The organism is Anabaena sp. WFMT, assembly GCF_051781005.1.
In the GTDB taxonomy this organism is placed as follows: domain Bacteria; phylum Cyanobacteriota; class Cyanobacteriia; order Cyanobacteriales; family Nostocaceae; genus Anabaena.
In genome coordinates this window covers 235,916-249,016 of sequence record NZ_JBPWOA010000002.1, presented here as the reverse complement: position 1 = coordinate 249,016, position 13,101 = coordinate 235,916, and the positions used below count along the sequence as shown (strand labels likewise).

The following is a 13,101-nucleotide window of genomic DNA, read 5'->3' as shown; positions in this document are numbered from 1 at the left end:
TAATAGGTAATAGATAAAAATGAGTAAAGTAGAACAATCATACAATCAGAAAAATTTAGCTTATTATTGTGAATGTTTTTCTAATCTTAAAGTATATAAAACTCAAAAAAAAGGTGATGCACTAAATAAGCCAATATTACTTTTATCCGTAATTGATTTAATTACGCAAAATGTAATAACAGATAAAAATATTTATATTTCTGATGACTTAATTGAGACATTTAAAAAGTATTGGCAGGTAATGGCATCTAGCCCTTTTAAAGGTAGTGATTTTGCCCTTCCTTTTTTTCACTTGAAAAACGATAAATGTAAATTTTGGCATCTCAAGTATAGTTCTGAATATGAGGGTGGCCGTCCTCAATCAATTCCTAAAATTAGAGATGATGTTAACTACGCCTTTCTAGATGATGAACTTTTTAGTTTAATACAAGATGAAAGTACCAGAAAAGAATTAATTGATGCACTTGTATCAAGTTGGCTTTCATCTGATGAAAATGAGATAGGAGAAATTTTAAAAATTAATGAAAATTTTCAAAATGAATCCTTAGAACAAGAAACTATAACCGAATCAACAGATACATTAAAAACTATTCCTAAATGGAGTTTAAAAAAAACACTAATTAGAAATGCTTTTTTTAGAAAAGCAATTGTATCTGTCTATGAAAATAGATGTGCTTTTTGTGGGTTGAAAGTGACTAAAACTGGTAATCAAAATATTGTTGACGGCGCACATATAAAACCATTCTCTGCTTTTTACGATAGTAGAATACATAACGGAATAGCACTTTGTAAAAATCATCATTGGGCTTTTGACAGAGGTTGGTTTGCTGTTGATGATAAATACAAAATTATCGTTAGCAAAGAATTAGAAGAAGTATCTCCCCATGCTAGAACAATAACAGAATTTCATGGGGAAATACTCATATTACCTAAAGTAGAGAAATATTTTCCAGATATTGAAGCTTTGCAATGGCATCGTCATTATATATTTCAGCCATAATTAGCTATTATTATAAAATAACTGGAAGTCCTACATCCTGCGGTTTTACCAACTTTCCATCAAAACCTATCGTTTGTTCTTCAATAGTCCTAGCATTAGCTAAAGCCTTACGTAAAGCAGTAACTTCCATTTTTTCAGTCATTCCTCCCAACATATAAATTAATAACTTCACAGCTAAATCTTTTCCTGCTACCTGTACCCGCTTTTTATTGGGGTCATAGAGAACCCCATACCATAAAGATTGAGGATATTCCATACCACTAAAACCCCCTTGACGGTCAAATTTCTCCAACTTCTTAAAAACATCCGTCAAAGCAAAACCTTTTTTAAATACCAAAGTTCCCAAAGCTTGCGCTAAAGCAACTTGAGAAACTGGACGAAATAACATATTTCCCTCACCACCATCTTTTTCAAAATTGAAGCGACGCAAAACAGTTGTATCTTCGTGTTCCAATACTTTATAGCTGGGAAGATTAGCTAAATTATCAAAAAGTAGTTTAAAATCTGCAATTCCTTCCTGAATTTCTTCATTTTCTGGACGCATGGGAATTAATCCTTTTTCCAAAGGTTTCCAGTGGGGGAATTTTTGCCCCAAATACCTTTCGGACATATCTTGTAAGGCTTGCAGCGTCGTCAAAACCGTAGAATTAGCGGCTACTGTGGCACTATTCCAATTAACACGCGGATTTCGATTTGGTTTTTGTTCTAAAAGTGGATGTGTAACGGCAATTTTTCGCGCTACAATAGCAAAGCCATCATCTTCATTTAATTGTGCTAACTGACCTTTAGTTAAAGGTGCAGCCATTAAATTGACATGAACAAAAATTGATCTTACCCGTCGTTTTGCTTCTGTGTGAGTTTCCCCAGTATTCACCGCGCAAATAAACTCAATACCAATTTTTTCTTTGGATAAACTTTGTAAATAAGCAGGTTCTACTTGATATTTATCAATCAAATCAGACAAAGTAATAAAACTATCATCAGCAGTTTTATCCTTTTTATAACGTTGGAGTTTACCAGATTTAATTAACTCCATTAAACCTTGGACACCCATTAATCTATGCTGACCATCTAAAGCATAAATTGTCACATTTTCTTCAGAAATATTCAGTAAACCAACTTTACCATCTTTATCTAAAGGTATAAAATCAGTAGTCGCTTTTTTAGCCCGTCCTTGACTATCCCACTCCGCTGCTTTGGGGTTATCTACCCAAGGTTGATTAATTACTACCAACACAGCGGGAAATTTATGGTTTTTTCTCGCTGCTAAATACTGTACTAACGGTGCTTGACGCGACCAATCAACAGGACGTTGTTGAATTTCATCAATACTATCAGCGTCAATTTCAATATTCTCTGTCTCTGGGTTGTACTTTTTTTGTAGTAGGGGTAAACCAGACGCAAAATGTACCCGTCCCGCGAACCATTCCAATGTCACAGAACCTACATAAGCCTCAGTACCACCCATTTCTGTCTTTTGGACAAGAATTTGGTCTTTTTTCTCTAAAAACCTCTCTAGCAGTAAAGCTAATACCTGTTTATCCTTATTTTCCCGTTCTAGATACTCGTTAGCGAGTTGATTATTTAGTGCTTCTGTACTATTGCTCATGTTAATTTTTAAAAACTTAATAACTGACTCTTGCTTTATTGTCCAAAAAAATGGATACTAAGGATGCTATTTTTAAAAATATTTTGCACTCGTAGCTAGGTTTATTTATATACCAGATGTTTCCATTCCCCCGAATGGACATATTGAAACTATATCCATATATACACAGGTAGAAAAAAATGACTACAGCACAACAACCAGAAAATAAAAATCAGCAAAATCGTACTGTAGCAGAGTTAGTGGACTATATCCAAGCTCTCTCTACAGAAATTCAAGAATTGTATTGTTTAGATGAAATACCTTGGGTAGTAGGCTATTCGGGTGGAAAAGACAGTACTGCTACGTTACAGCTTATTTGGAATGCGATCGCTGAACTCCCACCGGAAAAAAAAACTAAGCCAATTCATGTAATTACAACAGATACCTTAGTAGAAAACCCTGTAGTCTCTGTTTGGGTACGCAACTCTTTAGAACGGATGAGAGTTGCCGCTGAAGAACAAGGAATGCCAATTCAAGCCCATCTGCTTTATCCTGCAATTAAAGATACTTTTTGGGTGAACTTAATAGGTAAAGGCTATCCAGCACCACGTAATCGTATGCGTTGGTGTACCGAGAGATTAAAAATTAAACCCACTGACAGCTTTATTCGGGAAGTAATTCAAACTAACGGTGAAGTAATTCTTGTATTGGGTACTCGTAAATCTGAAAGTATCAAACGTTCTATCACAATGGCTAAACATCGAGAATGGCGGATACGAGATCATATGAATTTGAATCCAAATAGACCTAATTCTATGATTTATCTCCCTATCGAAGATTGGCGTACTGATGAAGTTTGGATTTATCTAAATCAGCTTCAAAATCCTTGGGGATATAGTAATAAAGATTTATTCGTAATGTATCGAGGTGCAACAGCAGATAATGAATGCCCTCTAGTAGTTGATACTTCTACACCTAGCTGTGGGGATTCTCGATTTGGTTGCTGGGTATGCACAATTGTTAGTAAAGATAAATCAATGGAAGCAATGATCCAAAATGATGAAGAAAAAGAATGGATGCAGCCTCTATTAGATATTCGCAATGAATTAGATATTAAAGATGATAGAAGTAAAAGGGATTTTCGTCGTATCTGGGGAGAGGTTCAATTATTTGAACGTAATGTAGATGGTGCAACTTCTATTGAACCAATTCATGGACCATACACAAAATATTGGAGAGAATATTGGCTAAGAAGAGTATTAACAGCGCAAACACAAGTCCGTCAAACAGCACCTAAAAATATGGGTGATATTACTCTAATTACTCTAGAAGAATTAAGTGCTATCCGCCGGATATGGTTAGAAGACAAACACGAATTTGATGATAGCTTACCCAGAATATATGAAGAAGTCACGGGAGAAATATTTAAAGATCCCCGTCCTGGTGCAGATCAAAGCATACTTGGTATTGATGAATGGGAAATATTAGAAGAAATCTGTGATAGTGACGGAATGCACTTAGAATTGATGGCGAAATTATTAGATACAGAACGCCAATTTAAGAAAAAAACTCGTCGTGTTGGTATTTATGAAAGCCTAGAAAAATGTTTTAATACAAGTTCCCGTTCTCCAGAAGCAGCGATTAAAAACGCTCATTTAAAACGGGATTTACGACAAGCAGCTTTAGACGGTGATGTGGCAACTGTTAGGGAAAAAGTGAAGCAATTAACTTTAGGAGATGCACCTGATAAGGAAGACACTAAACTACAAACTTGGGCTAGTTTTAAGTTTGCAACAAAGAATGTAGATGACAGTTCAGATGAATAAAATATCCTCTCTATCCTCTGGCTGGAAATGTCAATATTGAGGTTCTACCTCATCTAATTATAACAGAGGCAGAGCCTCTTGAAAGCATTCCCTGTCAGAGCCAGGGAACGAGATTAATCTAAAATCCAAAATCGCATAATGATATTCCTCGAATTAGTATTACAAAACTTTGGTCCATACTCCGGTAAGCAAGTTATCAACCTCAACCCGAAAATTGATGAGGATAATGTACGCCCAATTATCCTTTTCGGAGGAATGAACGGTGGGGGAAAAACTACACTTATGGATGCTATTCGGCTGGCTTTATATGGTCAACGCGCCCAATGTTCAACTCGCCGTAATCTTAGTTATAGTGATTTTTTAAATCAATGTGTAAATAGTAAGGCTGATCCTATAGAAAAAACTCGTATTGAGTTGGTTTTTGAACATATTGAAGAAGATAAACCTGTTAGGTATCGTGTTGTTCGGACTTGGGAAAAAAATCCTAAAGATGGGAAAGACCATTTAGGTATTTTAGGTGATGATGAAACTTGGCCGATTGATTCACTGGTTAATATATGGGATGAATATATAGAAAATATTTTACCTTTAGGTATTTCTAATTTATTTCTATTTGATGGTGAACAAGTTAAGGAACTTGCAGAACAAGAAATACCACCCCCAATTGTGGTTGATGCTATTAACGGACTTTTGGGGTTAGAATTGGCAGATAAATTAGCAATTGATTTAGAGATTTTAGTAAATCGCAAAAAACGAGAATTTGCAGATAATAAAGATTTGGCTAAATTAGAAGAAATTGAAACTAAACTCAATGAAAAACAGCAAGAATACGAAAATAATCAGAAAAAACTAGCAAATCTGAATATTGAAGTTACAGAATTAGAAAAAATCTATGAAGAAGCTTTAGATAGATTTGTGAATGAAGGTGGTAAAATTGCTGCTGAACGTAGCCAATTAGAACGAGAAAAGGAAGATAAAATCAAAGCTGGTAATAATATCCGTGAATCTTTATGTGAGTTAGCTTCTGATGTTTTACCTTTGGCTTTAATTAGTCCTTTATTATCTCAAGTCCAACACCAAGGAGAAAAAGAACTTAAAACTCAACAAATTCAATTAGCTAAGGATGTATTAATTGCTAGAGATGAACGATTACTTAATTGGCTGCAACAATTAAATCTGGAATCTAATAAAGTTACTAATATTCAATCTTTTCTAGCTGAAGATATCAATAACTTATATACCAATAATGTATCAACAGAAAATACTTGGTTAAATGGAGATGAAGAAAGTTTAAGTTTGCTTGACAATATAACTTATCGTTTGCAGGTTGCCGAAAGTACAGCCCAAAAGCAGTTAGATGAATTAAGTAATTATGAAGAAGAAATATTAACTTTAGAAAGACAAGTACAAACTGCGGCTGCACCGGAAGAATATACAAAATTGCAAAAGGCTGTAAAACAGGCACAAACTGAATTTAATAAGATGCAATCTCAGGCTGAATCAATGAGTCGGGAATTGATAGAATTAGAGGCAGAAATCAAAAAACTAAGACAAGAACTAAATGAATATACCGTAGAAAATCTGAAATATAAAGATAGTGAACATATTATTAATTCGGCTGCGAAAGTACAAGCGACATTAAAAGAATTTCGGGAAAGATTGACTTTGCGGAAATTGAATAAATTAGAAGAAGAAGTAAAAAACTGTTTTCTGTATTTATTACATAAATCTGATTTAGTACATCGCATTGCTATTGATAGTAAAACATTTGGGTTATCTTTATATGATTTAAACGGTAAACCAGTTCCCAAACATCGACTTTCTGCTGGTGAAAAACAACTATTAGCGATCGCATTTTTGTGGGGTTTAGCCAAAGTATCAGGAAGACGCTTACCAGTAGCTATTGATACCCCTCTAGGTAGACTCGACTCCTCACACCGCAACAACCTAGTAGAAAGATACTTTCCCTCAGCCAGTCATCAAGTTATACTCCTTTCCACCGACACCGAAATCGGTCTACAAGAATATCAAAACCTCAAAGAAACCGAAGCCATAGCCCGCGAATACCTACTCCAATACAACTCCGGTAAAAGAGAAACCACAATTAAACCTGGTTATTTTTGGTAAAAAAATCTCAACTCTTACTCTCTGTGACTTTGCGCTACGCCAGTTGCTACAACGCGGGAAACCCGCGCAACGCACTGGCTCCTCTGCGTGAGACAAAATCATATTCTTAATCACCAAAATCATGGAATCACCAATAGAAAGAATTAAACTTTCCCAAACAGCTAAAGAACAACTTCTCAAACTTAAACGCAGCACAAAAATCGACCAATGGAACATATTATGTCGTTGGGCGTTTTGTCGTTCCCTTGCAGAAATAACTCCGCCCTCACCCGTACCCATACCCCAAGATAGCAACGTAGAATTGACATGGCGCGTTTTCGGTGGAGAAATATCTGATATTCTGCTTTTAGCTCTTAAACAACGCTGCTATAATGACGGATTAGATACAGATAGAGAAACCCTAATTACGCAATTTCGCTTACATTTACATCGGGGAATTGGTTATTTAGCAGGGGATCAGAATATCAAGAAAATTGAAGATTTAATTCAACTAGCCACAAAGAAAGTAAGATCCTGATTCTGCAATGTTAATTGGCGTGTAGGCAAGAAAAGACATAGCCAATATGGCAAGATAGCTGCAACTCTCTCAGGTGAGAAGGCAATTTAAACTAATGAATCCAGTTCAATCGCTACTGCAAGTTTTCGGTAGCCGGAAAATGGCTGCCTTGATACTACTAGGTTTTTCATCCGGGTTGCCTTTGTTTTTAACCAGCAAGACCCTACAAGCTTGGATGACAGTTGAAAACGTAGATTTAACCGCCATCGGCTTATTTAGCCTTGTAGGTGTACCATATTCATTAAAATTTCTCTGGTCGCCTCTGTTAGACTGGTTTACGTTGCCATTTTTAGGAAGACGACGGGGTTGGTTAATTACAATTCAAATTGGGTTACTAATAGCGATCGCTTGCATGGCATTGCAACAGCCCAAACAAGCCCTACAACTGTTAGCCATCAACGCCGTAGCGATCGCATTCCTCAGTGCAACCCAAGATATCGCCGCTGACGCTTACCGCACCGACGTTCTCGAACAACTAGAAATGGGTGCAGGTGCAGCAGTATTCGTCTTAGGTTATCGCATTGCCCTCTTACTCACAGGCTCTTTAGCCTTGATCCTTGCCGATAACATCCCCTGGTCATCAGTATATTTATTGATGTCAGTAGGCATGGGAATAGGCATCATTGCCACCTTATTTGCACCAGAACCCAAAGAAATCAGTCCCCCAGAATCCTTAACCGCAGCCGTAATCTTACCCTTTGGCGAATTTATCCAGCGCCAGGGTATCCTCCAAGCCTTACTAACCCTGCTGTTTATCGTCCTCTATAAACTCGGCGACTCCTTTGTCAACAATATGTCCACGCCTTTTTTACTACAAACAGGCTTTACCCAAACCGACATAGGAGCAATTCAAGGCGGCATGGGATTGATAGCTACCATTGTTGGCACACTGGCAGGTGGAGCATTTTTGAGTAAAATTGGTCTGAATCGCTCACTTTGGGTATTTGGAGCATTGCAAGCAGTCAGCAACTTAGCTTATCTTGTACTTGCACAAGTTGGTAAAAACTACCAAGTTCTCCTACTGACCATCAACATCGAGAACTTTTGTGCTGGATTAGGAACAGCAGCCTTTGTCGCCTTCTTAATGAATATGTGTAATCAGCGTTATTCAGCCACTCAGTATGCTTTACTTTCTAGTTTTATGGCCGTAAGTCGTGATATTCTAGTTGCGCCAGCAGGTTCCTTAGCAAAAAATACAGGTTGGCCTTTATTTTTCGTCATTAGTATCCTTGCTGCTGTACCGGGACTACTCCTGTTACCATTTTTCGCCCCCTGGAATCCAAAGCCAGAGGCAGTCACCAGACCAGGAATTGAGCCAGAAGAAGAGGATATATGGGGAACCAAGTAGTTATTCTTGTCGGTACATTTGTCCTCATCGTCACAGGGTTACTACTGGGCTATGTTCTTTCCCAGTTAGTTTTAGGATTTCTGGGGTTTAACCTGCTCACTCTCCTAGGCACAATCAGCCTGATTTTAATCTTTGGTACACTCTATTACGTTTTATTTTGGCAGTTACGGCGAGAACCTTCACAGCCCTTCAAAAACGGCATACCCAAACAGGTAGACGAAGAAGTCACTGGTAACTACTTAAAAAACCGACTCATAGCTAGGTTATCTGGTGATGTTGCCGCTGCTGAGAGATTAATTGAGCAAGCCAAGCAAAATTATCCAGGTATGCCAGAAAATTGGTACTGTGAGAGGGTACTAGATGATTTGGATCGTGAACAGCGGTAAGTATTAAGTACTGAGTACCGAGTACCGAGTGTTTTGCTCAACTAATTGTTTTCAGAAAATCCCTAGCTAACTAAAACCCAGATATGGCCATTTTTCGTCAATACATTGCCCCTTTAATTGCTGTGCTGATATTTACCTTGGCCTTAGTCGCAGTCAGCGCTCGCATTTTTCTACCTTCCGATATGGCAGCACCCGCACCAATTGGTATGGTAATCCGTAATTCGTAAATTGGGTTATTAACCTCCCCATCTCCCTCATCCTCCCCATTTCCCAAATTTTGACTCTCTTACTACCCGGCTACCACATTCGTCGAGGCTCAACTGTAGATAGGGCAATTCTGGTCAAGTTCATGCAGCAGACTTACCAAGAAATGTTCTCTCATCAAGATTTTTCACATCTAGCTCTAACAGTTGAGCAATATTTTTCTGCTGATACCCCTTTATGGTGGGTAGATGAAGAAGCAAGTGAAAAGGCTTGCCCTGAGTTTCGACAAGCTCAACTACCGCGTAGTCGAAGGGAAGCCGGAAAAAAGGGAGAGTTTACCCAATCACCAATCACCCATTACCAATCACCATCCCCCATAGCTTGTCTATGGGTAGGCAATGCTATAGATCAAATAAAGGGCGATCGCCATACTCACATTTTCCTCCTCTACGTTGTTCCAGAACATCGCCGTCGAGGAATTGGTAAAGCCTTGATGAATCATGTAGAAAATTGGGCAAGACAAAGGGGCGATCGCCAAATAGCTCTACAAGTATTTCAGTCCAACACACCCGCATTACAGCTTTATCATCACCAAGGTTATCAAACACAATCCCTATGGATGGTAAAACCACTCCATTAGCTTGTACAATTATTTAACTAATATCTATCAGGGTTTTGCTTGTTGGTATAGGGGGTAATGAATTGATCCCTTGCGGCGATTAAACCGGAATAATTATGTACGATGAAGATGACCTAAGCCTACTTGATGCCGAAGTGGAGCTAGAAAGCCCCCTAGACCGCATAGAACCACTTACTGCTGAATCAGAAGTGGCAAAACCCGATCCAGAATTAATGTTGGCACTCCTGACAAATCCCCAGTCCCAACAAAGAATGTTAGCGGCGCGGGCTTTCTGTGATATTGAATATGAGCAAGCAATTCCCCATCTCATTAGCCTATTAACCGATAACTGTCCCTTAGTCCGAGTCAGCGCCGCCTACGCCCTGGGACGAAATCCGAGTCAAGATGCAGTCGAGCCATTAATTACTCAACTCAATCGAGATTGGAATGGTTATGTGCGAAAAGGCATAGTTTGGGCTTTAGGCAACTGCCGCGATCGCCGTTCCTTAGCACCCCTAGCAGACGCTTTAAGAACCGACATTTCCGCCGTCCGTCTGTGGGCAGCCAGCGCCCTAGCCCAGATGGCAGGAGTAGGTTATGAGGTAATTGTGGGCGCAATTCCCCCCTTAATTGAAGCCCTTGTCCAAGACCCCATAGCCGCAGTACGCAGTAACTGTGCTTGGACAATTGGGCAACTGTGTAAAGAGTTGCCTTCTAATGTAGTTTATGCCACAGCAATTGATGCATTAATTCAAGCTTTCGCTGAAGACCAAGATTTAGGAGTCCGAGAGGATGCCAAAGCCGCACTTTTAGGAGTTGGTGATCCTCGTGGTTTGCAGTTAATTGAAACCCTAGAACAAGAAGGTTGGTTTTAACAGAGTACGTAAGAATTCAGGAGAAAGAAGGAAGAAGAAAGAAGGAAGAAGAAAGAAGGAAGAAGGAAGAAGGAAGAAGAATATTTTTCTCTTCTGTTAGGAGTTCCCTGCTATATCAAACATTCTGTATCCTGAATCCTTACCAGAGTATTGAGTATTGAGTACTCAATTGTTATTATTCCCCTGCGGTAATATTACAAGTTCCCAATCAATCTCCGGCTTATCCCAACTCCTTAAAGCAGCATTAATAGCTGAAAAAGGTTTGCTGCCAAAAAAGCCGTTTCGTGCAGAGAATGGTGAAGGATGAGCAGATTGTATAACTCTATGCCGATTGGTATCTATTAACTTTAATTTTTTTTGTGCATACCCACCCCACAAAACAAAAATTACCGGCTCAGATTTCTCGTTAACTTTATTAATCACCGCATCTGTGAAAGTTTCCCAACCTTTATTTTTGTGAGAATTTGGCGTATGCGCCCTCACAGTTAGCACCGCATTGAGCATCAATATACCCTGTTTAGCCCACTGAACAAGATAACCATGATTGGGAATATCCAGCCCCACATCTGCTTTGAGTTCTTTAAATATATTCATCAGGGATGGAGGTGGTTTGATCCCCGGTTTGACGGAAAAACATAATCCATGTGCTTGGTTTTCATCGTGGTAAGGATCTTGCCCCAGTAACAAAACATTGACTTTCTCATATGGTGTCAATTCAAAAGCCGAAAAAACATCTTTTGCTGGTGGATAAATATTATAGGATAAGCCATCTTCTACCAAAAATTCTTGGAGTTTATCAAAGTAGGGTTTTGTCAATTCATCACCAAGAACAGCTTGCCAATCAATAGGCAGTTGGAGATTTTTCATTGAACAGAAGTTAACTCAAATGGTCGTTCTATATCATCTTCACCCAAATACTCACCATTTTGAATTTCTAGAATCACTAGGGTAATAGATCCTGGATTTTCAACCTTATGGAGAGTTGCTGCGGGTACATAGGTGGACTGATTACAATTGAGCAATATTTCTTCATCACCACAAGTTACCTTAGCCACACCAGACACTACAACCCAATGTTCATGTCGGTGATAATGAATTTGTGGTTTAATGCCGTGTCTAGGCTTAATTTCCACACGACTAATTCTATAATTTTCACCCTCTTCTAAAACTTCCACATTACCCCAGTAACGTTCACCGGAATGGGAAGAAGATTTATCTAAATTAGACTTAAGCTCATTCTCATGCTGATTCATCACTAATTTTCCACCTTAAATATTGCAAATCAATAATTAATAACAAGAGGTAAAAATTATTCATTGGTGAATTTTGTACCCCATCATATTATACATAAATGTTTCTTAGATAAAAAAGGATTTATTAGATAAAACAAACTTCTCAAATTCTAGTGCTGGCAATGCACAACTAAATAGAAATCCTTGAATAGCATCACAATTTTGTTGCCGCAAAAATGATAATTCTGATTCTGTTTCTACACCTTCAGCAACTATTTTAAGATTTAAGCTATGACCCATTTGAATCAAGGCTTTTGTAATTGCAGATTTTTGATGATCATGGGTGATATTTTGAATAAAACAACGATCAATCTTAAGTGTATTAATGGGGAAATATTTTAGATAGCTTAATGAAGAATAGCCAGTACCAAAATCATCTACTGCAATTTTGATACCTAACGAACGTAATTGATTCATAGTAGCGATCGCACTATTAACATCTTGCATAATCATGCTTTCTGTCAATTCAATTTCTAGTCCTGGCATTTCCAAATTATTTGACTTAATCAAGTCTATTATTTGGACGATTAAATCTGGTTGATTAAATTCAATTGCTGACAAATTAACAGCGATAGTCAAATAATTAATTCCAGCACTACGCCAGATTTTAATTTGTTGACAAACTTTTTGTAACACCCATTGACCAATAGTCACAATTAAACCATTAGATTCTGCTATAGGAATAAACTCAGTTGGTGATATTGATCCCAATTCATGACTTTGCCAACGTAATAAACTTTCTGCTCCAATTATTTTACCACTATAGATATCTATAATTGGTTGATAATAAATCTCGAATTCTTCAAAATTATTATCTATAATTGCTTGGTGTAATTTTTTTTCTAATAACTGCATTCTAGGTGTTAGCCTATTAATTGCAGTCTGATATGATAAATGTTTTCTTAAATTTGCATATTTTTCTAATTTATTGAGGATGGCACTCAATAATTCAGAACGAGTGAACGGCTTAGTTAGATAATCATCTGCTCCCATATCCATACCTTGACGAAAGTCAGATTTAGCAGATTTGGCAGTCAAAAAAATAAAGGGAATTGTTGCAGTTATTGGTTCTTTTTTTAATGCTGTTAATACCTCATAGCCATTAAGCTCTGGCATCATCATATCGCATAAAATCAAATCTGGTACTTCCGATATAGCCAAATTTAAGCCAATTTTGCCATTAGCAGCAGCAATAGGTTCAAAATCTTCTGCTGTTAGTAAATCTAAAATATTTTCTCGAACTGATTCTTCATCTTCAATGATTAAAATTTTATGCATAA

At 37.7% G+C, this 13,101-nt stretch carries 13 protein-coding genes; 9 read left to right on the top strand and 4 right to left on the bottom strand.

The window, feature by feature from the left end:
* Positions 1 to 19: 19 nt before the first annotated feature.
* Positions 20 to 1,000 (top strand): HNH endonuclease, encoded by a 981-nt coding sequence (locus tag ACSQ6I_RS01360; RefSeq protein WP_438888472.1) that lies wholly within the window; start codon positions 20 to 22, stop codon positions 998 to 1,000.
* 10 nt (positions 1,001 to 1,010) lie between these two features.
* On the opposite strand, the gene ACSQ6I_RS01355 is transcribed toward ACSQ6I_RS01360, so the two are convergent.
* The gene (locus ACSQ6I_RS01355) at positions 1,011 to 2,609 is read right to left on the bottom strand and encodes a DGQHR domain-containing protein (protein WP_438888471.1); all 1,599 of its coding nucleotides are present in this window, start codon (positions 2,607 to 2,609) and stop codon (positions 1,011 to 1,013) included.
* A gap of 179 nt (positions 2,610 to 2,788) precedes the next feature.
* On the opposite strand from ACSQ6I_RS01355, the gene dndC reads away from it, so the two are divergent.
* From dndC to ACSQ6I_RS01315, 8 genes are all read left to right on the top strand, one after another.
* Entirely contained in the window at positions 2,789 to 4,414 is a 1,626-nt protein-coding gene (gene dndC, locus ACSQ6I_RS01350) for a DNA phosphorothioation system sulfurtransferase DndC (RefSeq protein WP_438888470.1), read from the top strand.
* 138 nt (positions 4,415 to 4,552) lie between these two features.
* The gene (gene dndD / locus ACSQ6I_RS01345; protein WP_438888469.1) at positions 4,553 to 6,541 is read left to right on the top strand and encodes a DNA sulfur modification protein DndD; all 1,989 of its coding nucleotides are present in this window, start codon (positions 4,553 to 4,555) and stop codon (positions 6,539 to 6,541) included.
* Positions 6,542 to 6,662: 121 nt separating this feature from the next.
* Entirely contained in the window at positions 6,663 to 7,058 is a 396-nt protein-coding gene (gene dndE / locus ACSQ6I_RS01340; protein WP_438888467.1) for a DNA sulfur modification protein DndE, read from the top strand.
* A gap of 94 nt (positions 7,059 to 7,152) precedes the next feature.
* Positions 7,153 to 8,445 (top strand): AmpG family muropeptide MFS transporter, encoded by a 1,293-nt coding sequence (locus ACSQ6I_RS01335; RefSeq protein ID WP_438888465.1) that lies wholly within the window; start codon positions 7,153 to 7,155, stop codon positions 8,443 to 8,445.
* Positions 8,430 to 8,831, top strand: coding sequence for a hypothetical protein (locus ACSQ6I_RS01330; protein ID WP_015216822.1), 402 nt, complete (start codon positions 8,430 to 8,432; stop codon positions 8,829 to 8,831). Before ACSQ6I_RS01335 ends, ACSQ6I_RS01330 begins: the two co-directional genes overlap by 16 nt.
* A gap of 83 nt (positions 8,832 to 8,914) precedes the next feature.
* Complete coding sequence (locus ACSQ6I_RS01325; RefSeq protein WP_438888463.1) at positions 8,915 to 9,058, top strand: hypothetical protein; 144 nt, start codon at positions 8,915 to 8,917, stop codon at positions 9,056 to 9,058.
* A 50-nt stretch (positions 9,059 to 9,108) separates the two neighbouring features.
* A complete protein-coding gene (locus ACSQ6I_RS01320) occupies positions 9,109 to 9,675 on the top strand; it encodes a GNAT family N-acetyltransferase (protein WP_438888461.1) in 567 nt (188 codons plus the stop codon).
* A 95-nt stretch (positions 9,676 to 9,770) separates the two neighbouring features.
* The gene (locus ACSQ6I_RS01315; protein ID WP_438888459.1) at positions 9,771 to 10,529 is read left to right on the top strand and encodes a HEAT repeat domain-containing protein; all 759 of its coding nucleotides are present in this window, start codon (positions 9,771 to 9,773) and stop codon (positions 10,527 to 10,529) included.
* Positions 10,530 to 10,694: 165 nt separating this feature from the next.
* Here ACSQ6I_RS01315 and ung read toward each other — a convergent pair whose 3' ends face one another.
* From ung to ACSQ6I_RS01300, 3 genes are all read right to left on the bottom strand, one after another.
* The gene (ung, locus tag ACSQ6I_RS01310) at positions 10,695 to 11,396 is read right to left on the bottom strand and encodes a uracil-DNA glycosylase (RefSeq protein ID WP_438888457.1); all 702 of its coding nucleotides are present in this window, start codon (positions 11,394 to 11,396) and stop codon (positions 10,695 to 10,697) included.
* Entirely contained in the window at positions 11,393 to 11,782 is a 390-nt protein-coding gene (locus tag ACSQ6I_RS01305; RefSeq protein ID WP_438888455.1) for a phosphomannose isomerase type II C-terminal cupin domain, read from the bottom strand. The genes ung and ACSQ6I_RS01305 overlap by 4 nt, the downstream gene beginning before the upstream one ends.
* A gap of 105 nt (positions 11,783 to 11,887) precedes the next feature.
* Complete coding sequence (locus ACSQ6I_RS01300) at positions 11,888 to 13,099, bottom strand: EAL domain-containing response regulator (RefSeq protein WP_438888453.1); 1,212 nt, start codon at positions 13,097 to 13,099, stop codon at positions 11,888 to 11,890.
* Positions 13,100 to 13,101 lie beyond the last annotated feature (2 nt).

Coding starts and splice junctions, on each gene's coding strand:
- ACSQ6I_RS01360 (WP_438888472.1), top strand. CDS start 20: ATGAGTAAAGTAGAACAATCATACAATCAGAAAAATTTAGCTTATTAT.
- ACSQ6I_RS01330 (WP_015216822.1), top strand. CDS start 8,430: ATGGGGAACCAAGTAGTTATTCTTGTCGGTACATTTGTCCTCATCGTC.
- ACSQ6I_RS01355 (WP_438888471.1), bottom strand. CDS start 2,609: ATGAGCAATAGTACAGAAGCACTAAATAATCAACTCGCTAACGAGTAT.
- ACSQ6I_RS01315 (WP_438888459.1), top strand. CDS start 9,771: ATGTACGATGAAGATGACCTAAGCCTACTTGATGCCGAAGTGGAGCTA.
- dndC (WP_438888470.1), top strand. CDS start 2,789: ATGACTACAGCACAACAACCAGAAAATAAAAATCAGCAAAATCGTACT.
- dndE (WP_438888467.1), top strand. CDS start 6,663: ATGGAATCACCAATAGAAAGAATTAAACTTTCCCAAACAGCTAAAGAA.
- ACSQ6I_RS01335 (WP_438888465.1), top strand. CDS start 7,153: ATGAATCCAGTTCAATCGCTACTGCAAGTTTTCGGTAGCCGGAAAATG.
- ACSQ6I_RS01305 (WP_438888455.1), bottom strand. CDS start 11,782: ATGAATCAGCATGAGAATGAGCTTAAGTCTAATTTAGATAAATCTTCT.
- ACSQ6I_RS01325 (WP_438888463.1), top strand. CDS start 8,915: ATGGCCATTTTTCGTCAATACATTGCCCCTTTAATTGCTGTGCTGATA.
- dndD (WP_438888469.1), top strand. CDS start 4,553: ATGATATTCCTCGAATTAGTATTACAAAACTTTGGTCCATACTCCGGT.
- ACSQ6I_RS01300 (WP_438888453.1), bottom strand. CDS start 13,099: ATGCATAAAATTTTAATCATTGAAGATGAAGAATCAGTTCGAGAAAAT.
- ung (WP_438888457.1), bottom strand. CDS start 11,396: ATGAAAAATCTCCAACTGCCTATTGATTGGCAAGCTGTTCTTGGTGAT.